Origin of the sequence: Mycobacterium kansasii ATCC 12478, assembly GCF_000157895.3 — a bacterium.
GTDB lineage: Bacteria > Actinomycetota > Actinomycetes > Mycobacteriales > Mycobacteriaceae > Mycobacterium > Mycobacterium kansasii.
The window spans coordinates 1,008,499-1,031,810 of the sequence record NC_022663.1 but is presented as its reverse complement, the minus strand read 5'-3'; the positions used below and the strand labels follow the sequence as shown (position 1 = coordinate 1,031,810).

The window sequence follows — 23,312 nt, the reverse complement described above, 5'->3', positions numbered from 1 at the left end:
GTAACCCCGTCAACCACGGTATGGGCAAGAGACCGTATCGGTGTCCGAATACGGAAGGCACATATGTCGTTTCGCCCCGGTGGGTTTAGATAGCGCAATGGCGAATCCTGCACCCGGATCACAACCGGGCGAATCGGGTCAATCCGGCGAACCGGCCTTCGACGTCGGGCACTCGCACTCCGACGTCAGCGGGGGCTGGCTGCGGGCAGCCGCTTTCGGCGCGATGGACGGCCTGGTCAGCAACACCAGCCTGATCGCCGGTGTGGCCGCGGCCGAAAGCGTCCACGCCACCATCGTCAGCGGTATCGCCGGACTGCTGGCCGGCGCGTTTTCCATGGCGTTGGGCGAATACACGTCGGTGACCACGGCCAACGAGCAGATCGACTCCGAAGTCCATCTCGAGCGCCGCGCCCTGCGCTCGCGTCCGAAAGACGAACGCGCCGAATTGGTTGCGATGTTGCGGGAACTGGGTATGAGCACGGAAACCGCGGAGATCGCCACCGACGAAATTCACCGCGACGAGAACCAGGCGGTCAACTTTCACCTGGTGCGCGAGATCGGTGTCGATCCGGCCGCCAAGCCGTCGGCGCGGGTGGCAGCCGGGTCGTCGTTCGCGATGTTCGCCATCGGTGCGCTGCTGCCGCTGATCCCCTACCTGCTCGGCTTCGGGTCGTTGGTCGCCGGGCTGGCATGTGGCGGGGCCGGGCTGCTGGTCGCCGGCGGGCTGACCGCCCGGTTCACCGGCAAAGCAGTGTGGTGGGCGGCGTCACGGCAACTGCTCTTCGGCGCCGCCGCCGTGGCGGCCACCTATCTGGTCGGATTGCTGATCGCGGCCGTGCTGTGAGCGGCCTGCGACGTCACTTTCGGGCACTCGTGCCGTGACTGGGCGGACGCAGCCGGAACAACACGAAACCGGCCCATAACGCACCCAGGATGACCAGCATTGCCATGTCGAAGGCCCACCAACCGGAGTAGTGCGTCCACACCCCGTTGTGGGCCGCCAGCGGGTCGACCCGCCGCAGATCAACGGTGGAGGCGGCTGCGGCGAAGCCCCAGTGGGCCGGAATCAGCCAGGAGATCTGGTCGAATCCCCAGGTGCCCACCAGCGGCAGCAGCCCCCCGCCGAAGAGCGCGGACGCCAGGATCACCGGCACCGCCAGCGGCAGAACCTCGCGTTGCGACCTGCCCAGGGTCGACAGCGCCAGACCGATGATCATCGAGACGACGGCCGTGGCCGCTACGCTCACGTAAAGCTCAACAGTGGCATTGCGCAGCAGGACCGCGTCATGGACAGGCGGGCCTTTGCCGGCGACGACGATGGCGGTGAGGATGGCGGTCTGGATCGCTGCGACCAGGCCGAACACCGTGATCTTGGCGACCAGGTAGGCCGGCGTCGACAACCCGACAGACTGCTCTCGCCGCAACATCTGCCGCTCGCCGACCAGATCGCCGATCGTCAGCAGGATGCCCATCAGCACCGCTGCGAGGTTCATTGCGGCCAGGATCTCGGTGGCCTCGTGCGGGTTGGGCGCCGACCGGCCGGCGCGGTCGAACCCGGAATCTCCCGGAATCAGCAGCGTCAAGCCGCCCAACGCAAACGGCAGCAGCAACAGGAAGAGGAAGGACACCCGCCTGGCGACGAACAGGCGGAGCTGACGGCGAATCGCCAGCCCGAGCTGCTGGCCGGTAGTGAGCTCGGCGGGCGGCCGCCCGGGAGCCGCCACCGCGGGCGGCGCCGACGGTAGTGAACCAGATGCCTGCTGGTGGTCCAGGAACGCCTGATGCGCACCGCCGGGATCGGCACCGACCTGCGCGAAAACCTCGGACCAGTCGGTAGTGCCCATCGCCGATTCCAGCTGCACCGGCGGCCCGGCGAAAGCCAAAGTGCCAGCCGGGGTGAGCAGCAACACCTGGTCGCACATATTCAGGTGAGCAAGCGACGTGGTGGCCAGCACGACGACGCAGCCGAGGTCGGCCTGCCGGCGCAGCACCGCCATGACGTGGCTTTGCTGCGCCGGATCGAGCCCGGCGTTAGGTTCGTCGACGACCAGCAGCGAAGGCCTGGAGACGAGTTCGGTTGCCATGGACGCGCACCGGCGCACCTCGGGCGCAAGTTTGGCCACCCGGGTCTTGCGATGCGGCGTCAGCTCGAGTTCGTCGAGAACATGGTCCACCACCCGGTCGCGGGTCGCTGCGGGTGTATCGGGCGGCAGCCGCAACTGTGCCGCGTAACCCAGGGCCCGTTCGACCGTGAGACAGTCGGGTACTGCGTCGTGGCGCGGCACTACCCCGATGCGTGATCTGACCCAGTCGGGCTCGGCCTGCACGTCATGGCCGTCCACGGTCAGCACTCCCGAACCGAGCGGCCGCAGGCCCGCCAGCAGCTCGATCAAGGCGGTGGTGCGGTTCTCCGACGGCCCGACGACCGCGATCAACGAACCCGGGCGCGCGGTGAACGAGATGTCAGAAAGCAGTTCGCGCCCGTCGACGGTCGATCCCAATCGATAGGCCGCCACGCCGACCGTGCGCGCGCCGGGTTTCAGCGGCAGCCGGCTGGTTGCCGGCCCCTCCTCCGCCGACCCGGCGTCGGGTCGAGCCGCGAGCAGCTTCCGGGTGGCGTCGGTCATCCGCTCGACCAGACCGCGTCCCCTGGGCTCCTCACCCGCCGGCGCGGGCTGGTCAGCCGGTGGCGGGTGCCCGGCCTCCGGCGCGGGCGGTGTTCCGTGTGGTGTCAATCGGATGGGCTTGGTAGTCCTGCCGAACGTCGGGGCTGCGGGGATTCGTTGCGTCGCCGACTCTGCGACGATGCGCTGCGCCACCTCCTGGGCGGGTTCTGGGTGGGTGATCAACTTGGCCGGCATCCGCTGCGTGGCCTGCTCGGTCGGTTTCACGGGGTTGCGCCACTGACCGGTAGGCGGCGGGGTCGGCCGATGCGCCTGCGGCGGATCGGCCGATGCCGTCGGCGCTGCCGCGGGTGCGGCGAGCTGGAAGGTAAGCCGGGGTCCCCGTCGCGGGTCACCGATCGCGATCGTCTGGCCGTCGCGGATGTCGACTGCCGACAGCCTGGCGCCGTCGACGAAAATGCCGTTGCCGCTGCCGTCCATGGCAACCCAATGGGTGCCCTGGAACCGCAGCACCACATCCGGGGCGGGGCGGCCGGCGGGACCGGGGTGGTGCAGGCGGATGTCGCAGTGTTCGCCGGGCCCCGCCAGCACGTCGCGGCCCGGGGCAAAGACGTACCGCACCGATCCGAACCAGACGGTCAACGGCGGGGCGTTCGGTATCAAGATGCGGCCGCCACCTTTCGTCACCGAATGTCGTCACCGCAGCGACGATCGACTTTGACTGAGTACCCGGCGGGCGGGTCTATCTATCCAGGATGCACCGCGACGGTCACAATGTGTTGCGGCCCGGGGTGGCCGCCGCGTTGTCGAGCAGCTGGCGCAGCACCTCGACGGCCTCAGCCAACACCTGCCGGTCCGCCGGTCCCAGTCGGGCCAGTTGCGGTTCGATCGCAGCAGCACGGTCGGCCCGCACGGCGGCCAGCGTGCGCTGCCCGTCGGGCGTGATGCGAATGCGGACCGCGCGGGCGTCGCCGGGGTCGACCGTCCGGGTCACCAGCCCGGCCTCTTCGAGGCGTCGTACCTGTGTGGTCATCGTCGGTTGGGAACAGTGATCGACCGCGGCCAGGTCGCCGATGCGGGCTTCGCCCTTGGCTTCGATGGTTGCCAGCAGCCGGGCCTGCGCCGACGGCAGTGGCATCTGGATGCGTTGGGTCGCCAGCCGGTTGAGTCGCGCGACCACGCCCAGCAAATCGGCACCGAGGCCCTGATGGGGCACCACGGCTCCGGCTTGGTCGGTGGCGGCGGATGAACTCATGGCCCCATCGTTGCATAGCTTTGCTATGTGAGACCAATCGTGGGCGCTGGCAAGCCAATCCGGCGGGCGGCTGTGTGCTGCCGCCGCATGCGGCTTCACCTGGCAGAATCGGTGAGGTGACTGTGCCGGCCCCCGTTGCTTCGCGACGTCCGCGACATCGACGCGGGCCGCTGCAACCGGTGGAACTGGCCCAGGCAGCGGTGATGTCCGCGCTGTGCGCGGTGACCGCGATCATCTCGGTCATCGTTCCGTTCGCCGCGGGACTGGCACTGCTGGGCACCGTGCCCACCGGGCTGCTGGCCTACCGCTTCCGGCTGCGCGTGCTGATTGCCGCGACGGTTGCCGCGGGGGTGATCGCCTTCCTGATCGCCGGAATGGGCGGCTTCATGGGAGTGGTCCACAGCGCCTACATCGGCGGGCTGACCGGAATCGTCAAACGCCGGGGGCGGGGCACGCCGACGGTCATTGTGTCGTCACTGATCGCCGGGTTGGCCTTCGGCGCGGCGATGGTCGCGATGCTGGCGGCTCTGAGCCGGCTGCGGCACCTGATTTTCGACGTGATGACCGCAAACGTGGAGGGCCTGGCGTCCTTTATGACCCGGATCCATCTGCAGGGCGCTGCCGCCGACCTGAAGCGATACTTCGCCGACGGTCTGCAGTACTGGCCGTGGGTGCTGCTGGGCTACTTCACGCTCGGGATCGTGATCGTGTCGCTGATCGGCTGGTGGGCACTGTCGCGGCTGCTGGAGCGGATGCGCGGAATTCCCGATGTGCACAAGCTCGACGCTCCGGCCGGTGATTCAACGGACCCGATAGGGCCCGTTCCGGTGCGATTGGACAACGTGCGGTTCCGCTATCCCGGTGCCGCCCAAGACGCGTTGCGTGAGGTCAGCCTGGCAGTGCGGGTCGGTGAACACGTGGCGATCACCGGCGCCAATGGTTCCGGCAAGACCACGTTGATGCTGGTACTTGCGGGCCGGCAGCCGACGTCGGGCACGGTGGAGCGTCCGGGCGCGGTGGGTCTGGGCAAGTTGCGCGGCACGGCAGTGGTTTTGCAGCATCCGGAAAGCCAGGTGCTGGGCACCCGGGTTGCCGACGACGTGGTGTGGGGCCTGCCGCCGGGCACCACGATCGACGTCGCCCGATTGCTCACCGAAGTCGGCCTGGACGGACTGGCCGAACGTGACACCGGCAGCCTGTCTGGTGGTGAGTTGCAGCGGCTAGCGCTGGCGGCGGCGTTGGCCAGAGAACCGGCGCTGCTGATCGCCGACGAGGTCACCACGATGGTGGACCAGCAGGGCCGCGATGCGCTGCTGGGCGTGTTGTCCGGCCTGACGAAACATCACCGCACGGCTCTGGTACACATCACGCACTACAACAACGAGGCCGATTCGGCCGACCGCACGATCAGCCTCAGCGACTCTCCCGACAACGCCGACATGGTCGAGACGGCAGATGTTCCGGTGCCGGCCGTCGCGGTGGGTGACCTGGGGCACAAACCGGCGCTCGAACTGATCGGCGTCGGACACGAATACGCCAGGGGCACACCGTGGGCCAAGACCGCGTTGCGGGATATCAGCTTCGTGGTGGAACAGGGCGACGGGGTGCTAATCCACGGCGGCAACGGCTCGGGCAAGTCCACGCTGGCGTGGATCATGGCCGGGCTGACGGTTCCCACCGCCGGGGTTTGCCTGCTCGATGGCCGGCCCACCCACGAGCAGGTCGGTGCGGTGGCGTTGTCATTCCAGGCTGCCCGGCTGCAGCTGATGCGCAGCCGGGTCGACCTGGAAGTCGCCTCTGCGGCGGGCTTTTCCCCGCGCGATCACGACCGGGTGGCCGCGGCGCTGAGTGTCGTAGGGTTGGATCCCACGCTGGCCGGGCGCAGCATCGACCAGCTCAGCGGTGGCCAGATGCGCCGGGTCGTGCTGGCCGGGCTGCTGGCATGTTCACCTCGGGCATTGATTCTCGACGAGCCGCTGGCGGGTTTGGATGCCGCCAGCCAACGGGGTTTGCTGCGGCTGCTGGAAGACCTACGCCGCGAGCAGGGTCTGACGGTGGTGGTCATTTCTCATGACTTCGCCGGGATGGACGAGGTTTGCCCGCGGACCCTGCACCTGCGCAACGGTGCCATGGAACCGGCGTCGACGAGCGCCGCGGGCGGGACGGGGAGCATGTCATGACGCTGTCGGCAGCCGCCGCCTCCGACGCCGACGGACGCGGCGCCCGTCGCCCCACCCGACCGGTTGTCCTGCTGGTTCCGGTACCGGGCAGCTCGGTCATCCACGACTTGTGGGCCGGCACGAAACTGCTGGTGGTCTTCGGCATTTCCGTGTTGCTGACGTTCTATCCGGGCTGGGTGACGATCGGGCTGATGGCGGCGCTGGTGCTCACGGCGGCCAGGCTCGCGCACATCCCGCGCGGTGCGGTGCCGTCGGTACCTCGCTGGTTATGGGTGGTACTGGCCATCGGCGGCATTACGGCTGCGCTGGCCGGCGGCGCCCCGTCGATCGCGGTGGCCGGAGTCGAGCTCGAACTGGGCGGAGCATTGAATTTCCTGCGGATCACCGCGCTGTCCATCGTGCTGCTCGCGTTGGGAGCGATGGTTTCCTGGACCACCAACGTCGCCGAAATCGGGCCCGCCCTGGCCACTTTGGGCCGCCCGCTGCGACTGCTGCGGATCCCGGTCGACGAGTGGGCGGTCACCCTGGCGCTCGCGCTTCGCGCCTTCCCGATGCTGATCGACGAATTCCAGGTGCTCTACGCGGCCCGCCAGCTGCGGCCCAAACGGATACCGCGCGGTCGCAAGGCCCGCCGGCAGCGGCGCCGGACCGAAGTGATCGACCTACTGGCTGCCGCCATCACCGTGACCCTGCGGCGAGCCGACGAGATGGGGGATGCCATCACCGCCCGTGGCGGCACCGGCCAGCTGTCGGCCTACCCGGCCCGACCCAAACTGGCCGACTGGGTGGCCCTGACGACCACCGCCATGGCCGGCGGCGCAGCGGTGGTGATCGAGACGCTGCTGCGGGTCACCTGAGCGGCGGTTCGACGCCGATCGGGCAGGCCGTTCAGCGGTTCGCTGCCGGATTGCGGCACGCCGGGTTCATAATCAGCCTGGTCCAGCACCAGGAGGGCACTTGCCGGCAACTTCGGCCAGTCTGAGAGAGCAGATGCTGCGGCGCCGCCCGGTGGTCGGTGCCGCGGTCGCGGCGGGGGTCGACGGAGGCCTCAAGCGCAGCATCGGGACCTTTCAGCTGACCATGTTCGGGGTCGGATCGACGATCGGCACCGGCATCTTCTTCGTGTTGTCCGAGGCCGTGCCTCAGGCAGGCCCGGGCGTGATCGTCTCCTTCGTCATCGCCGGTATCGCCGCCGGCCTCGCGGCCATCTGCTACGCCGAATTGGCATCGGCGGTACCGGTTTCGGGCTCGTCGTATTCGTATGCCTACGCCACCCTGGGCGAGGGGGTGGCAATGTGCGTGGCAGCCTGCCTGCTGCTGGAATACGGCGTGGCCACTGCCGCCGTCGCGGTCGGCTGGAGCGGTTACGTGAACAAGCTGCTGCACAACGTGTTCGGGTTCCGTGTGCCGAGCGGGTTGTCGATGGCGCCGTGGGATCTGCATTCCGGCGAACCACACGGATATGTGAACCTTCCGGCTGTCATCCTCATCGGGCTGTGCGCGTTGCTGCTGATCCGCGGTGCCAGTGAGTCGGCGAAGGTCAACGCGATCATGGTGCTGATCAAGCTCGGCGTGCTGGGCATGTTCGTGGTCCTGGCGTTGACGGCCTGCAGCACCGATCATTTCCGGCACTTCGCCCCGTTCGGTGTTGCCGGAATCGGCGCGGCGGCCGGCACGATCTTTTTCTCCTTCATCGGGCTGGACGCCGTGTCCACCGCCGGTGAGGAAGTGAACAACCCGCAGCAAAGTTTGCCGCGGGCATTGATGGCGGCGCTGGTTGTCGTCACCGGCGTCTACGTGCTAGTCGCATTTGCCGCGTTGGGCACTCAGCCGTGGCAGCTTTTCGAACGCCAGGAAGAGGCCGGGCTGGCCACGATTCTGGACAATGTCACCCACGGAACCTGGGCCAGCACCATTCTGGCGGCCGGCGCGGTGATCTCGATTTTCACCGTCACACTGGTCACGTTGTACGGCCAGACCCGCATCCTGTTCGCGATGGGTCGCGACGGGTTGCTGCCGGCACGGTTCGCCGCGGTGAATCCGCGCACCCAGACTCCGGTGAGCAACACCGTGATCGTGGCGATCGCCGCGTCGATCCTGGCCGCTGTCGTGCCGCTGGACCGCTTGGCGGACATGGTGTCCATCGGCACGCTCACCGCGTTCATCGTGGTGTCGGTCGGGGTGATCATCCTGCGGGTACGTGAACCCGACCTGCCGCGGGGGTTTCGGGTCCCCGGTTACCCGGTGACACCTGTCCTTTCGGTGCTGGCCTGTGGGTACCTGCTCTACAGCCTGCACTGGTACACCTGGATTGCGTTCACCGCCTGGGTTGCGGCCGCGCTGCTGTTCTACCTCTTCTGGGGGCGCCACCACAGTGCGCTCAATAACCGTGCGCTGCTTGCGGATCCACCTGCGGAGGAGCTGTGAGCGTCGTCGTCGGGTACCTGGCCGGCCGGGTTGGTCCATCGGCGCTGCAGCTGGCGGTGCGGATGGCGCGGACGCTGAACACGTCACTGAGGGTGGCGACCATCGTCCCGAAGCCGTGGCTGCCGGGATCGCTGACCCAGCCGGATTATGAGCAGTGGGCCGATGAGCTGGCTGCTGACTCTGCGGCGGAGGCCCAGCGTTACCTCCGCAAAGTGTCCGACGGCGTCGAAGTCAGCTATCTCCATCACGAACACCGGTCGGTATCGGGCGGATTGATCGAGGTGGTCGAGGAAGCCCACGCCGAAATGCTGGTGCTGGGCTCGTTCCCGAGCGGGCGACGGGCGCGGGTGTTGATCGGCTCGACCGCCGATTGGCTGCTGCATTCGTCGCCGGTGCCGGTGGCGATCAGCCCTCGCCAGTACGACTCCCACACCGGCCGGCTGACCAGGCTCACCTGCGGTTACTCGGCGGCACCGGATTCGGCGGAGGTGGTGAGGCGGTGCTCCGAGCTGGCCCGGCGATACGGCCTGCCGTTGCGGGTGATCACCTTCGCGGTCCGCGGCCGGACGATGTATCCACCCGAGGTGGGCCTGCACGCCGAGTCATCGGTGCTGGAGGCATGGGCGGCGCAGGCCCAAGAAATGCTGGAAAAGCTCAAGACCGATGGGGTGGTTGGCAAAGACGTTGTACTGCAAGTGATTACTGGAAACGGGTGGCAGCACGCGCTGGAGCACACCGACTGGCAGGACGGTGAGATATTGGCATTGGGCACCTCACCGCGCGGCGATATCGCCAGAGTCTTTCTCGGTTCCCGCAGCGGCAAGATCATCCGCCACAGCCCGGTACCGGTGCTGGTGCTGCCCGGCTAGGACGGTGCTGATCTACGCTGTGCGCGGTCCTGGACCAAGCGATCACGTCGTTAACGTGGACCCCAAGTCGAGTCGTTGCGCCGATTTGCCCGGCTCACTCGGAAGTTCATGGTGACCACAAATGCTGCTGGTCAGCGATGTCCTCGTGCGCAGCCTTGGCTGCCTGGCTCTGTTTTCGCACACCTTGGGCTCTGTCTCGGCATGCCGATACCCCACCTTCGCTCAAACCTCTTGAGATGGCGGGCGTTCGGGGGATGTCTCCCGTGCTCACCGAGTCGGCTGCCAGCCCGCCGCACCGAGTGTGCAGTGACGGCTTTGACCGTGTATGGAGGGCGGGAACCGCCGCGATCGGCCGCCCTGACGGCACAGTCGGCGCCGTCAGCGCACACTCGGCGCCGCAAGCGCACAGTCGGCGCCGCAAGCGCACAGTCGGCGCCGCAACCGCACAGTCGGCGCCGTCAGCGCACAGCGGGCGCCGTCAGCCGCCGACCCAACCGCGCCAGCACGGGATTTCCACCTCCCAACACCCGGAGCGCAGCCCCACGACCGCTTTGAGCGAGGAGCCCAGGGGTGCAACGAATTTGTCGCCACCGGGTGGGCATAAACGAGACATCCCCGCATGTCCGGCTATCAGCGCTGTGCGGCGGCGTTGGCCGCGGCCTGCGCCTGCCTCAGGATTGTCGCGACATCTCCGCGGCCGAGGAACATTTCGTCGAAATAGGGCTGGAGGGCGTCGTTGCCGGCGGCGAATCCGGAACCGCCGGGGGCCGGGATGCGCGGTCCGTTCAGCACCGCGAAAAACGGGGTAACGTCGACCCCCTTGGCTTTCCAGTAGGCGAAGTAAACCGGCTGGGCCGACAGCACCGCCGGGATGGCCGCACCTTCGCGGCCCAGGTAGGTGTTGCCTTCGCTGCTGCCCATCCAGGCCAGCACCCGGCGCACCGCGTCGGGATGCTTGGTGGCCGAATTACCGGCAGCGGCAATGCCGTTCGTGACGCTCACCCGGCCCACCGGCCCGATCGGTAGCATCGCGACACCCCAGCGGAAGGTGGCGTCGCGAGCGACCGGCGCCAGGCTGTAGGTGCCAGACTGAAGCAGCGCCATGCGGCCGGCCAGGAACTGGTTACGGGAGAAATCGCCGTTGTCGTTGGTCTCGGAGGCAGGCGGCGCGACGTGGTCGTCGTTGATCAGGCCGACCAGATAACGGAAAGCCTCGATGGCGGGCGGATTGTCGAAGGCGAACTCATTGCCGCGCTGGAAAACCCCGCCGGCCGAGCCGATGTAGTTCAGGTAGATGCCCTGCGGGTCGTTGGCGGCGTTGTAGCCCCACTGGCGGACTCGTCGGGCTTCGAAACCCGGTGTGCCGGCGACATGTCCGTCGGCGTCGACGGTGAGCCGGGCCAATAGCGGCCGCAATGTGTCGTCGCTGCCCGGACTCCACCGCACCCGGTCTAGCTCCGCCGGGTCGACGCCGGCCGCTGCCAGCAGGTCGGCGTTGTAGAACACCGCGACTCCCGCGTCGGTCAGCTGCGGCACTGCCCACAGCACGCCGTTGCGGGTGAACTGGTCGACCACCGACGGCTCCCAGTCGCCCGGATCGAGGGTTGGGTCGATCTTCATCAACCGGCCGCTGTCGGCATAGGCGTCGAGGTGGGCGTTGGACAGCCAGAAGATGTCGTCGCCGCTGCCGCCGGCCACGTCGGTGCGCAGGGTGTCGAAGTAGTTCGAATACGACACCAGATTCGTGCGGACTTCGATGTCGGGATGTGCGCGGGTGAACGCGTCGAACGAGCGCTGATAGGCGAATGCGATCGGCTCGGCCCACAGCCGGACGGTGACGACGATCCTGCCGGCGGCCGGTTCGCCGGCACGGTCCAGCAGCACCGCCGTAACCCCGAGAAGCGCCGCGATCGACGTGAGTGCGGTGGCGACCAGGGTGGAAAAGCGGGGGCGAGTCATGGTTTGCGTCCAGATTGCCGTGACGGGCGTTGATCGGCCAACACAACAGCCCTGACGGCAATCTCGGCGCAATGACGCGTCATTTGAGCCCCGAGACCAGAATCGACGAGACGATATGCCGCTGAGCCGCGACGAACAGCACGATCAGCGGAACGATCGCGACCGTCGTGGCCGCCATCACCAGCGTCCACTGGGCGTTGAACCGCGACTGCAGGTCGGCCGTGGCCACCGTCAATACCCGCCACTTGTGGCCGCTGGTGATCACCAGCGGCCACATGAAGTTGTTCCACTGGGAGACCACCGTGATCAGCGTCAGGGCGGCCAGGACCGGACGGCTGGACGGAATCACCACGTGCACCAGGACATCCAGGGTGTTGGCGCCGTCCAGGAAAGCGGCGTTGATCAAGTCGTTCGGGATGATGCGAAAGTGCTCGCGCAGCAAGAAGATCGCATACGGCGACCCGAACATGAACGGCAACACCAGCGCCCAGAACGTGTTGCGCAGGCCCAGCTGGGCCATCATCAGATACAGCGGCACCACCGTGACCGTCGCCGGCACCATCAACGTCGCGATGTAGACCCAGAACAACGCGTCTCGTCCGGGGAACTCCAGCCGGGCGAATGCGTAGCCGCCCAGCACCGAAAACGTCATCTGCCCCAGCAGGATCACCGCCGTCATCAGCGCGGTCACCACCGCCGCGCGGCCGAAGCCCGCGCCGGCCAGGTCGGTGTAATTCGACAGCGTCGGCGGGCGCGGCAACTGCAGCGGCGTGCCCGTGGCGAACTGGTGGGCGGAGGTGAACGACGTCAGCAGCCCAAGCAAGAAGGGCAGCAGCGTGATCAGCGCGCCGAGGATCAGCCCGGCGTAGATCACGGCGTAGCCCGCCGCGCCTGATGGTCCGGCTCCTCTTCGGGCCGTGCCGGCCCGCATCGTCGCCGAACGGCGCCCTGATGGTCCGGCTCCTCTTCGGGCCGTGCCGGCCCGCATCGTCGCCGAACGGCGGCTAGATGGTCCGGCTCCTCTTCGGGCCGTGCCGGCCCGCATCGTCGCCGAACGGCGGCTAGATGAGGTCATAACTGATCCGTCGCCGGAAGTACAGGTGCTGAACGAAGGTGACGCCGACGAGAATGACGAACAGCACCACGGCCATCACCGACGCCCGACCGATGGCCGCCGAACCGAATGCCTCGGAATAGATCTGGTGAGCCACCAGGTCGGTGCTGCCTTCCGGCCCGCCGCCGGTCAGCGCGTAGACGATGTCGAAAATCTGTGCGGCGCTGACGATTCCGGTGACCAGCACGAAAAAGGTCGTCGGCCGCAGCATCGGCAGGGTGATCCGCCAGAACCTTTGCCAGGCAGTCGCGCCGTCGGTGCGCGCGGCCGCGTGGATGTCGTCCGGGATGGCCAGCAAGCCCGCCAGGAACGACAACGAGACATAGCCCACGTTGGTCCAGACGACGACGGCGGCCACCAAGGGCAGGGCCAGGTCGGGATTGCTGAGCCATTCGACGCGGCGGCCCAGCACGGCGCTGACGGCGCCGTCGGTGGGGGCCAGGATCCAGCGCCACATCACCGCGATCGCCAGTGGTGCGCAGACCCACGGCAGTACGTAGAGCGTGCGGAAAAAATTGGTGCCCGGAAGCTGCCGGGCCAGCATCATCGCGGCCAGCAAACCGAGCACCGTCTGCGCCGGGACCACGATCGCCACGAAGATGGCGGTGACCACCAGCGAGCTGCCGAAATCGGCGTCGGTCAGCACCGACCGCCAGTTGGCCAGCCCGACGAAGCGCAGCGGGCCCAGCAGATCCCACCGGTACAGGCTCAGCCAGACGACCACCAGGATGGGCAGCAACAGGAAGGCGAGCACGCCGAACAGGCTCGGCGCCAGTAGGGCGTACGCCAGCGCGGTGGGTCGGCGTGGCGTGGCGCGCATGGGTGTATTAAAGCGTGGTCGATACGGTGGAGTCGTGACACCGCAGCGCGGGATCGATTCCGACTTCCTGGACCTGCCGCGCCACGCGCTGGCCGACGCCGCGTTGTCAGCGGCCACCGCCGCCGGGGCCAGCCATGCCGACCTGCGAATTCATCGAACCAGCACCGAGATCATCCAGCTGCGCGACGGAGAGCTCGAGACCGCGATCGCCAGTCACGACCTGGGCTTCGCGGTGCGGGTGATCGTCGACGGCACGTGGGGCTTCGCCTCGCACGCCGAGCTGGCGCCGTCGGCGGCGGCCGACACCGCACGCCGCGCGGTGCAGGTGGCCACCACGCTGGCCGCGCTGAACACCGAGCGGGTCGAGCTGGCGCCGGAGCCGGTCTACGCCGACGTCAGCTGGGTGTCGGACTACCAGATCGACCCGTTCGGCCTGTCCGCACCCGAGAAGATCGCCGTGCTGCAGGACTACTCCGGCCGATTGTTGAGCGCCGACGGTGTCAATCATGCGTTAGCCAGTTTGAATGCCGTCAAGGAGCAGACCTTCTACGCCGACACTTTCGGATCGTCGATCACCCAGCAGCGGGTGCGGTTGTACCCGTCGCTGGAGGCGGTCACCGTCGATGCGGCGGCGGGCACCTTCGATTCGATGCGCACCCTGGCGCCGCCGACGGCCCGGGGCTGGGAGGCGGTCGCCGGCGACGAGATCTGGAACTGGACCGACGAACTGGCTCAGCTGCCATCGCTGCTGGCCGAGAAGCTCAAGGCGCCCAGCGTGACCGCAGGCCCCACCGACCTGGTGATCGACCCGACCAACCTATGGCTGACCATCCACGAATCCATCGGCCACGCAACCGAATACGATCGCGCCATCGGCTATGAGGCGGCCTACGCCGGAACCTCCTTCGCCACACCGGACAAACTAGGTACCTTGCGCTACGGCTCACCGGTGATGAACGTGACGGCCGACCGCACCGCCGAATTCGGTCTGGCCAGTATCGGTTACGACGACGAAGGCGTGGCCGCGCAGAGCTGGGATCTGGTGCGCGACGGGGTGTTCGTCGGCTATCAGCTCGACCGGGCGTTCGCCCTGCGGCTGGGGCGGCCGCGCTCCAATGGCTGCTCGTATGCCGACTCGCCCCATCATGTGCCGATCCAGCGGATGCCGAATGTGTCGTTGCAGCCAGGGTCCGAAGACCTCAGCACCGCCGACCTGATCAGCCGGGTACAAGACGGCATCTACATCGTCGGCGACAAATCGTGGTCGATCGACATGCAGCGCTACAACTTTCAGTTCACCGGCCAGCGGTTCTTCCGGATCCGCGACGGCCGTCTGGACGGTCAGTTGCGCGATGTCGCCTATCAGGCCACCACGACCGATTTCTGGAATTCCATGGAGGCCGTGGGCGGCCCGTCGACCTGGCGACTGGGCGGGGCGATCAACTGTGGCAAGGCCCAGCCGGGCCAGATCGCGGCCGTCAGCCACGGCTGTCCGTCGGCGCTGTTTCGCGGCATCAACGTGCTCAACACCCGGACCGAAGGCGGCCGATGATCACTGCGCAGCACGTCGTCAACATCGTCTTGACGGAAGCCGCACAGCGTGGCCGCGCCGACGAGACCATGGTGCTCGTCATCGACCGAACCGAGGCGACGTTGCGGTGGGCGGGCAATTCCATGACCACCAACGGGCTTTCGACCAGCCGCAGCGTGACCGTTATTTCGATTGTCCGCCAAGGTGATAACGCCTTCGTCGGCGCGGTGGAGTCCGGTGAGGTCGACCCGTCGATGTTGCCCGGGCTGGTCGCCGCGTCGCAGGACGCGGCCCGTTCTGCGCCCGAAGCCGGTGACGTCGCACCCCTGCTGGCCGCCGCCGGAGTTCCCATCGACTGGGACGCGCCGGTTTCCCGCACGGGTGTCGAGGCATTCGCCGATATCGCGGCTTCACTGAGCCGCGAGTTCGGGGGTAGCAACCGGCTGTACGGCTATGCGCACCACAGCCTTTCGACGATATTCCTGGCGTCGTCGACCGGTTTGCGGCGGCGCTACACGCAGCCGGCCGGGGCGGTGGAGATCAACGTCAAACGGGGCAACGCCAGTGCCTGGGCGGGCGTGGGGGCTCCCGACTTCGCGGGTGTGCCAATCGATGTTCTGCTCGATCAGCTGTCGACCCGGCTGAGATGGGCGCAACGCCGCGTTGAGCTGCCCGCGGGACGGTACGAGACGATCATGCCGCCGTCGGCGGTGGCCGACATGATGCTATATCTGTCGTGGTCGATGGCCGGCCGCGGCGCACAGGAGGGCCGGACCGCGTTGTCTGCCCCCGGCGGCGGGACCAGGGTGGGGGAGCGGCTCACCGAACTGCCGCTGACGCTGTTCTCCGACCCGATGGCGCCGGGCCTGGCGTGCCGGCCGTTCGTCGCGGTGAGCAACTCGTCGGAGACGCTGTCGGTGTTCGACAACGGCATGGACATCGGCCATGTGGACTGGATCCGCAATGGGGTGATCAACGCGCTCGCCTATCCGCGGGCCACGGCCGCCAAGTACGACGCCCCGGTCGCCGTGGCCGCCGAGAACCTGTTGATGACCGGCGGTTCGGCTGGTCTGACGGAGATGATCGCGGCCACCGAGCGCGGTCTGCTGCTGACCACATTGTGGTACATCCGCGAGGTCGACCCGACCACGCTGCTGCTCACGGGGCTGACTCGCGACGGCGTCTACCTCATCGAAGACGGCGTGGTGACGGCGGCGGTCAACAACTTCCGGTTCAACGAAAGCCCGCTGGACCTGCTGCGACGCGCCACCGAGGCCGGAGTCAGCGAGGTCACGCTGCCCCGGGAATGGGGGAACTGGGCCACCCGGGCGGCGATGCCGTCGCTGCGGATACCGGACTTCCACATGTCGTCGGTCAGCCAGGCGCAATAGCCGATTGCCGGGATGTAGGGCACGTCCTAGCGTGTGAAAGATGGCGGCGGTTGGTGACGGCTTGGCCCGGTTGATTGCGTGGTCGCCCGGCGACGGGCGCATGGCGAGCCTGGTCCGGCGAGTATGTGCGCGGACGCTGTCGCTGCCCGCTGTGCCTTCCGAGGTGACCGTCGGCGAGCCGGCGTCGGAGGCGGAACGTTCCGTTGCCGAGTTCGCCGAACAGTTCAGCGTCGACGTCTCGCAGATCAGCGCCGAGCAGCGATCGGATTTGCTTAAGCAGTTGGGGGACGATGCATTTGGTGCTGTTGTGTCGATCTTCATCGCCGACTTCGTGCCGCGGGTGCGCGCGGGGCTGGAAGCGCTGGGCATCGGCTCGCAGTATCTGGGATGGGTGCGGGAGCCGATCAGGTGGAACCACGCGGCGACAGCGGGGCCCGGCGTTTTGTTCAACGACTTTTTGCCCGCCGTGGCCCGCATGCGCGCACTCGATCCCGTCACCTCCGAGCTGGTCCGGCTGCGGGGCGCGGCTGCACACAACTGCCGGCTATGCAGGTCGCTGCGTGAGGGCACCGCCCTGGATGCCGGTGGTTCGGACACGCTGTACGACGAGATCGAGCGTTTCGAGACCTCGATCTTGCTCGATGATTGTGCAAAAGCCGCCCTGCGGTATACGGATGCGTTAATTTGGACGCCTGCGCACCTCGCCGTCGACGTTGCCGCCGAGGTGCGCTCCAGGTTCTCCGAGGCTGAGGCCATCGAGCTGACTTTTGACATCATGCGTAACGCCAGCAACAAGATTGCCGTGTCGCTGGGTGCTGACGCGCCGAGGGTGGAGCAGGGCACCGAACGGTACCTGATCGGGACCGACGGTCAGACGGTGTTCGGCTGACCGATGGGCACCGGAAGCATGGTCCGGGCGATGTTGGCCATCGCGGTGGGGGTGGCGTCGGCGTGCGGGCTGGCAGGGTGTTTCGGCACAGGCGGCAAGACCGCTCGGCCGACGGTGTCGGTTCACGACCGCGAGGAATCACGACTGCCGCCGATATATCCCGGAACGACGGTGTCCATCCCGCCGTCGACTACGCCGGTGGGTCCGGCGAACACCATCCCGGGCGACGGCACTTACCGGGTCGGGGTGGACATCCGGCCAGGAACCTACCGCTCGCAAGGCGGCAACGCCTGTTATTGGGAACGGCTCAGGGGGCTCGGCGGAACGGTCGACGACATCATCGCCAACGGCGCCGGAACCGGGCCGCAGGTCGTGCAGATTGCGCCGGCGGACGTCGCGTTCAAGACGCAGGGCTGCCCGGCGTGGACGCTGGATTCCGGCGCTACTGCCTCTTCGACGACTTCGACGACTGCAACGACTGCGACGACTTCGACGACTTCGACGACGCCGGTGAAGCTGCCCGAGGGTGCCCACGCATGCCCGACCACGGCCGGGCCCGCCGGCGGGTTGAGCCAGTCCGCGGCCGGATCGCCGGCGACATCCTGCCAGTTCGCTGAACAGGTTCGGCTTGCCTACGGAGCCAGCGGACCAGCCGGCCCGGCACCTCGGCAGGTCAACGCCATCAGCCCCGTGACCGGTCAGTCCTACACCATGACCTGCTCAGCCGACGGGGGATTGGTGGTGTGCAGCGGCGGCGACGACGCAGTCGTCTACCTGTACTGATGGGACAGCGGTCGCAACGCCGGGGATGGGCGCGGCACTCATACGCCCCGGACCGGCGACCTCGGCCAATCGGCGGCTGGACCGGAGGACCTGGCCGACGGTCTTTGTCCACGAAAACGCTTGTGTCCGTAGAACTTTGGAGTGGCAGATCCGGCCGTCGAAATCCGTGACATGACCACGGACACCGGCCGTTCGGAGTAAGGTGCGTGGATGCCCGACTATGAACCGACCAAGGAGTCGCTCGCGACGCATCCGGTGCCCGAGTGGTTCGAGAACGCCAAGTTCGGGATCTTCATCCATTGGGGTTTGTACTCGGTGCCCGGCTGGGCTCCGCTCGAGGCCGACACCCAGGAGCTGATGGCGACCAGGGGACCCGCATATTGGCTGAAATACAACCCGTATGCCGAGTGGTATCAGAACACCATCGCAATTCCGGGCAGCCCGTCACAACGACACCACGTCGAAACCTATGGCCCCGACTTCACTTACGACGACTTCAAGCCGATGTTCAACAAAGCGGTGAAGCAAATCGATCCCGACTCCTGGGCCGCTTTCTTCGAGCAAGCGAACGCGCGCTACGTGGTGCTCACCACCAAACACCACGACGGGTTTACGATGTGGCCCAGCCGGCACCCCAACCCGCACAAGGAATCCTGGCACGCCAACCGCGACCTGGTCGGCGACCTGACCAGCGCGGTCCGCGACCGCGGCATGAAGATGGGTCTGTACTACTCGGGGGGGTACGACTGGACGTTCGACCCGACGGTCATCACCGATCTGCCGGGGCTGGCGAGTTCACTCGTCCAGACGGACGAGTACGCGCAATACGCGGACAACCACATTCGCGAGCTCGTCAACCGCTACCAGCCCTCAGTGCTGTGGAACGATATCGGCTACCCGCCCCAGTCCAAACTCGCCGAGCTGTTCGCGCATTACTACAACCAGGTGCCCGACGGAGTCATCAACGACCGCTGGGCCCAGCTTCAGCTACCCAAAGTCCCCGGGGTGGAACCGCTGGTCATGGGAGGTCTCGGGCTGGCCGGTGCACTGTGGCGTTTCCTGCCCGACCGGGTACGGGTCCTGGACTTCCCGACCGGTTTCCACTACGACTTCCGCACCCCGGAATACGCCCAGTACGACGAGATCAAACCGTACAAATGGGAATCGACCCGCGGCGTGGGGAACTCATTCGGCAACAACCGCCAAGAAGGTCCCGACGAGATGCTGACCCTCACCGATCTGGCCCGTAGTTTCGCCGACCTGGTGAGCAAGAACGGCAATCTACTGCTTGGCATCGGGCCCTACCCCGACGGGACGATCCCGGAGCTGCAAGCGCAGCTGCTCGCCGACTTCGGCGCATGGCTCGATGTGACCGGCGAAGCCTATTTCGACACCCGCCCCTGGACGACCCCACAAGCCACCGCCACCGACGGCACGCCGCTGCGCTTCACCCAGACCGACGACGCCCTGTACGTGACGTTCCTGCAGGCCCCGGGGGAGCGCCGCGTCGGGCTGCGCGGCCTATTGGGGACGTCAGAGACCACCGTCCAGTTACTTGGTGGCGGCACATTGCGACATGAATGCGCCGGCGACCGCATCAACGTCACGTTCCCCGACGCGTTGGACGTCTGGCCGGCCTACGCGCTCAAGATCGCACCAACGCCCACTCTCGCGAACTGACGCGCACCTGAGACGTCGCACGCGACCGGCGCTATCCATGTCGGGGAGCCGACGACTGGACCGCAGGCACCGCGGCCGATGCCCGTAAGTACTGGCACTGCGCGAGATTTGGGCGTTGACTTGGATATATCAGGGGTCGGATCGGACTTGTGCAATGGCGGGTTCAGCAATGAAGGCCACTCGAATGGGCTCCACTGGTCGAATTCGATTACGGTTGGCCGCCGTATTTGCGGCGGCGCTGCTGGGCCAACTCGGGCTGCCGCCGCCGCATGCATCGGCGGACTGCGTCTTGACCGCGGAGGATCAGCATTACATCGCACTGCTGGCACAGCGACAGATTGGTGCGGCTTTGGGGAACACCGACTGTGACGTGGCAGCACAGGGCCGGCAAATCGCCAACGACGTTCGCGTGGCAGACAACCCGCCGTTACGGGCGTCGACCATTGCCGATGACGTGTACTATCGGACAAACTTGACCGCGGAGCAGGCTGCGTTTCAGGTCGCGGCAGCGATCTACGTCTACGCACCGGATATGGTCTGGGTAGTTGAAGACACAGCGTTGTGATCGGCGCCGGATCGCGGTCTACGTGCCCAAGGAGAACGTCCAGATGATCACCAAATTACTGATCAGTGCCGCTATCGCCGTCGGTGCCGCGATCGGCGTGGCCGCACCGGCGATGGCTGATGAGCCAACCGCGCCGGTGACAACCTGTAACTGTGACCAGCCGGTCGACAAGCCTCCTGCCCCCAGCCCGCAGCAGATGAACCAGAGCATCCGCGAGGCCCTCGCCAGCCTGGAAGCCGGCGAAGGCTGATCCGAAGGGTGGGCGGACCGCTTAGCCGCCACATCCCGATTTCTTCAGAACACCTTGACGCTCAACACTTTCGAGTGGCCGACCTCAGGTGATCCGCTGCTTGCCGAGCGGCGGCGGTGACGCGCTCGCAGGTGCTTGTCGAGCGCATCGACGGCCAGCAGGATCGGCATCGAGCTGAGCGCGACCATCCAACCCCACAGGGGCGGGTTCCATTGGCCGAGCAACCTGGCGACCGGCGGCACGAACAGTACGACGAAGGAGAAAGCCAGTTCGATGAGCACCGCGGGCACCAAGAGCCGGTTGGTACCCCAGCCCAGCGCACCGGGCCAACGCGACGAGGACCGGCAGGCAAAGACGTTCGCCGTCTGGGCGAAGACGACCGTCATGAACGCCGCGCCCGATGCCGCGGCCAGTTCATTCCCGGTGGGGAACGGAGCTGCGGGACGCCAACCCAGTGCCAGCAGCGACACCAGGAAGGCGGTAAGGGTGAGTACGGCCTCGAGTGGCCCCAGCAGTCCGAAGGCTCGGCGCAGCACGGTGTGGTTCATCAACCGGCCGTGCACCGGCGGACCTTCGAGCAGGTGCTGCGCCGGCGGCTCGGCCCCCAGCGCGACCGCCGACAGGGTGTCGGTGCCTATGTCGAGCGCGATGATCTGCAAGACCCCGAGTGCCAGCGGGAACAGGCCGCCCGAGAGTGCCCAGACGAGAAACGGCGCCAGCTCGGCGACGTTGTCGGTCAGATGGTAGGTCAGGAACCGCCGGATGTTGACGAAGGTCGCCCGCCCCTGCTCGATACCGGCCACGATGCCGGTGAAGGAGTCGTCGAGCAGCACCAGGTCGGCGGCCTCGCGGGCGACGTCAGTGCCGGATTCACCCATCGCCACCCCGATGTCGGCTTCATGCAACGCCGGGGCGTCGTTGACCCCGTCTCCGGTCATCGCCACCACGTGGCCTCTGGAGCGCACGGCACGCGCGATGCGCAGTTTGTCCTCGGGCGAGACCCGGGCGATCACTACCCCGTCGCGGTCGAGCAAAGCGGCCAAATGCTGCTCGTCCTCAGGCAGGTCCGCTCCCGACAGCACGAGTGAGTTCGGAAAGCGCAGCCCCACCTGGTCGGCGATGGCCGTGGCGGTGGCCGGATGGTCCCCGGTCACCATCGCCACCTTCACTCCGGCCCGTCGGCAGGCCTGAAGCGACTCGGAGACCTCGTCACGCGGCGGATCCTGCAGTGCCACCAATCCCAGCAGGCGCAATCCCTGATCGCATTGCTTCTGGTCCCGTGGGGTGCGGCCGTTGCGCGGGCTGGCGGCGACGGCGAGCACCCGCAGTCCACGGTCGGTGAGGGCATCCACCGCCTGGTGGGCCGCCGGGTCGTCGCCGCAGAGCGGAAGCACCGTGTCCGGCGCGCCCTTCACCACGACCTCCTCGGCCAACACCACGGCCATCCGGCGCAGCCTGGGGTCGAAGGGGAACCGCAACTGAGCGGAAACGGCGCGACGATCCTGGTCGGTGTCGATGCCCAGTCGCCGGGCGAAGGCGTCGAGGGCCGCCTCCATCGGATCACCGTGGGCTCGCCATTGCCCGTTCACTTCCTCGGCGTATCCGGTGGAGCAGCGTTCGGCGGCCAGAGCAAGCTCGCGGACCGGGTCCGCCGCGGTTGGCGACGACCACACGAGTTGGGCCGTCGGCCCGTAGCCGGCGCCGTCGACGGTCAGCGAGCCGGCGGACGTCCAGGCGTCGACGACGGTCATCTGGTTGCGGGTGAGGGTGCCGGTCTTGTCGGTGCAGATGAAGGTTGTCGAGCCGAGGGTCTCGACGGCCTCGAGGTTGCGGACCAGGATCTGGCGCTTGGCCATCTGCTCGGAGCCCCAGGCCAACGACAGCGTCACCGTCGGCAGCAGCGCCTCCGGGACCAGCGCCACCGTGACCCCGATCGCGAACACGAAGGCCTGCTGGACGGGGTTGCCGACGAGTATCGAGATGAGGAGGAAGACGACTCCGACGCCGACGGCGATCGCTGCGGTGAGGCGGACCACACCGCGCAGGCCCCGGGTCAGTGGCGTGTCGGGTTTCGTTGTGGAGGTCGTCAGCCGGGCGATGACCGCCAGTCGGGTGTGCTGGCCGATCGCGGTGACCCGGGCGCACGTATCGCCCTCGACGACGAAGGTTCCGGCGAACAGCGCGTCGCCCACGGCCACGGCGCCGGCCACGCTCTCGCCGGTCAGCATGGAGGAGTCGACCAGCAACCGGTTCTCGGTGAGCACCACGGCGTCGGCGGGCACCCGGTCGCCGCTTTCCAGGAGCAGGATGTCGTCGACCACCACGTCCTCGGCCTCGATCACTTGCCGGCGTCCGTCACGCCACACCGTGATGCGCGTCGGCAGCATCTGCTGCAGCCGGTCGGCGGCGCGGTCGGCTCGTGCCTGCTGGATCAGGGCGAAGACCCCGTTCAACACGATCACCGCGATGATCGCGATGCTCAGTTGGGGAAGTTTGGCGAAGAACGCGAGCACCGCGGCGGCCCAGAGCAGCAGGGCGAAGAAGTGCGTCAGCTCCCCGAGCAGGCGGCGGACGACCGACGGCCGCCTGGCCGCGGGGAGCCGGTTGGCGCCGTCTCTTGCCCGCCGCTGGGTGGCCTCGGCCGTCGTCAGCCCTGGCGGTAGGACATCGGACACGGTCCTCCTCTCGGCTGCGTAGCTGGCGTTGTCGGTAGGTGGTCTCGGTCGGCCTCTGCGTCCCGCGTCTTGACGCAACGCTAACCGCGGATGTTGACAACCGGTCGTTCCCGCTTGGATCGCTGGCAACAGCCGAAATGCTATCGACGAGGTGGTCTGTCGCGCCCGCGCGTTCAAACTGGCCTCGTGGCGTCTGCAGGTTCGACGTTGGTCTACTGTTTCCCAGGCTTTTCAGACTCGATTGTCTTGAGTGAACGTTATTGATTGTCGGGACGGCGCTGATGGTGCAGAAGCGAGCCA

18 protein-coding genes are annotated in these 23,312 nt (G+C 67.3%); 12 read left to right on the top strand and 6 right to left on the bottom strand.

Annotation, left to right across the window (positions count from 1 at the left end; all coding sequences use genetic code 11):
* Positions 1-97: 97 nt before the first annotated feature.
* Positions 98-844 (top strand): VIT1/CCC1 transporter family protein, encoded by a 747-nt coding sequence (locus MKAN_RS04420; RefSeq protein ID WP_023365568.1) that lies wholly within the window; start codon positions 98-100, stop codon positions 842-844.
* A gap of 13 nt (positions 845-857) precedes the next feature.
* Here MKAN_RS04420 and MKAN_RS04415 read toward each other — a convergent pair whose 3' ends face one another.
* Complete coding sequence (locus MKAN_RS04415) at positions 858-3,311, bottom strand: ABC transporter permease (protein ID WP_023365566.1); 2,454 nt, start codon at positions 3,309-3,311, stop codon at positions 858-860.
* A gap of 82 nt (positions 3,312-3,393) precedes the next feature.
* The gene (locus MKAN_RS04410; protein ID WP_023365564.1) at positions 3,394-3,879 is read right to left on the bottom strand and encodes a MarR family winged helix-turn-helix transcriptional regulator; all 486 of its coding nucleotides are present in this window, start codon (positions 3,877-3,879) and stop codon (positions 3,394-3,396) included.
* 116 nt (positions 3,880-3,995) lie between these two features.
* On the opposite strand from MKAN_RS04410, the gene MKAN_RS04405 reads away from it, so the two are divergent.
* From MKAN_RS04405 to MKAN_RS04390, 4 genes are all read left to right on the top strand, one after another.
* Positions 3,996-6,059, top strand: coding sequence for an ATP-binding cassette domain-containing protein (locus MKAN_RS04405; protein ID WP_371686065.1), 2,064 nt, complete (start codon positions 3,996-3,998; stop codon positions 6,057-6,059).
* Positions 6,056-6,916, top strand: a complete 861-nt coding sequence (locus tag MKAN_RS04400) for an energy-coupling factor transporter transmembrane component T family protein (protein ID WP_023365560.1) — start codon at positions 6,056-6,058, stop codon at positions 6,914-6,916. Before MKAN_RS04405 ends, MKAN_RS04400 begins: the two co-directional genes overlap by 4 nt.
* Positions 6,917-7,016: 100 nt before the next feature.
* Positions 7,017-8,486 (top strand): amino acid permease, encoded by a 1,470-nt coding sequence (locus MKAN_RS04395; protein ID WP_036393058.1) that lies wholly within the window; start codon positions 7,017-7,019, stop codon positions 8,484-8,486.
* Positions 8,483-9,355 carry a universal stress protein gene (locus MKAN_RS04390; protein WP_023365556.1) on the top strand — a complete coding sequence of 291 codons (873 nt, stop codon included), beginning with the start codon at positions 8,483-8,485 and terminating at the stop codon, positions 9,353-9,355. The genes MKAN_RS04395 and MKAN_RS04390 overlap by 4 nt, the downstream gene beginning before the upstream one ends.
* Before the next feature lie 630 nt (positions 9,356-9,985).
* Here MKAN_RS04390 and MKAN_RS04385 read toward each other — a convergent pair.
* The 3 genes from MKAN_RS04385 to MKAN_RS04375 all read right to left on the bottom strand — a co-directional run bounded on the left by MKAN_RS04385 (position 9,986) and on the right by MKAN_RS04375 (position 13,248).
* The gene (locus MKAN_RS04385; RefSeq protein ID WP_023365554.1) at positions 9,986-11,314 is read right to left on the bottom strand and encodes an ABC transporter substrate-binding protein; all 1,329 of its coding nucleotides are present in this window, start codon (positions 11,312-11,314) and stop codon (positions 9,986-9,988) included.
* 79 nt (positions 11,315-11,393) lie between these two features.
* The gene (locus tag MKAN_RS04380) at positions 11,394-12,245 is read right to left on the bottom strand and encodes a carbohydrate ABC transporter permease (RefSeq protein WP_036393059.1); all 852 of its coding nucleotides are present in this window, start codon (positions 12,243-12,245) and stop codon (positions 11,394-11,396) included.
* 130 nt (positions 12,246-12,375) lie between these two features.
* On the bottom strand, positions 12,376-13,248 hold the full coding sequence (locus MKAN_RS04375) for a carbohydrate ABC transporter permease (protein WP_023365550.1): 873 nt from the start codon (positions 13,246-13,248) through the stop codon (positions 12,376-12,378).
* Between the two features lie 34 nt (positions 13,249-13,282).
* Here MKAN_RS04375 and MKAN_RS04370 point away from each other — a divergent pair, with 34 nt between their 5' ends.
* The 7 genes from MKAN_RS04370 to MKAN_RS04340 all read left to right on the top strand — a co-directional run bounded on the left by MKAN_RS04370 (position 13,283) and on the right by MKAN_RS04340 (position 20,337).
* Entirely contained in the window at positions 13,283-14,800 is a 1,518-nt protein-coding gene (locus tag MKAN_RS04370) for a TldD/PmbA family protein (protein ID WP_023365548.1), read from the top strand.
* Complete coding sequence (locus MKAN_RS04365; protein ID WP_023365546.1) at positions 14,797-16,170, top strand: TldD/PmbA family protein; 1,374 nt, start codon at positions 14,797-14,799, stop codon at positions 16,168-16,170. The genes MKAN_RS04370 and MKAN_RS04365 overlap by 4 nt, the downstream gene beginning before the upstream one ends.
* A gap of 40 nt (positions 16,171-16,210) precedes the next feature.
* The gene (locus tag MKAN_RS04360; protein WP_023365544.1) at positions 16,211-17,059 is read left to right on the top strand and encodes a carboxymuconolactone decarboxylase family protein; all 849 of its coding nucleotides are present in this window, start codon (positions 16,211-16,213) and stop codon (positions 17,057-17,059) included.
* 3 nt (positions 17,060-17,062) lie between these two features.
* Entirely contained in the window at positions 17,063-17,842 is a 780-nt protein-coding gene (locus tag MKAN_RS04355) for a hypothetical protein (RefSeq protein WP_225722853.1), read from the top strand.
* A 210-nt stretch (positions 17,843-18,052) separates the two neighbouring features.
* Positions 18,053-19,522, top strand: a complete 1,470-nt coding sequence (locus MKAN_RS04350) for an alpha-L-fucosidase (protein ID WP_023365542.1) — start codon at positions 18,053-18,055, stop codon at positions 19,520-19,522.
* A 184-nt stretch (positions 19,523-19,706) separates the two neighbouring features.
* Positions 19,707-20,087, top strand: coding sequence for a DUF732 domain-containing protein (locus MKAN_RS04345; protein WP_042313314.1), 381 nt, complete (start codon positions 19,707-19,709; stop codon positions 20,085-20,087).
* 22 nt (positions 20,088-20,109) lie between these two features.
* Positions 20,110-20,337 carry a hypothetical protein gene (locus MKAN_RS04340; RefSeq protein WP_023365538.1) on the top strand — a complete coding sequence of 76 codons (228 nt, stop codon included), beginning with the start codon at positions 20,110-20,112 and terminating at the stop codon, positions 20,335-20,337.
* Between the two features lie 44 nt (positions 20,338-20,381).
* Here MKAN_RS04340 and MKAN_RS04335 read toward each other — a convergent pair whose 3' ends face one another.
* Positions 20,382-23,012, bottom strand: a complete 2,631-nt coding sequence (locus MKAN_RS04335) for a cation-translocating P-type ATPase (RefSeq protein ID WP_023365536.1) — start codon at positions 23,010-23,012, stop codon at positions 20,382-20,384.
* Positions 23,013-23,312: the final 300 nt, after the last annotated feature.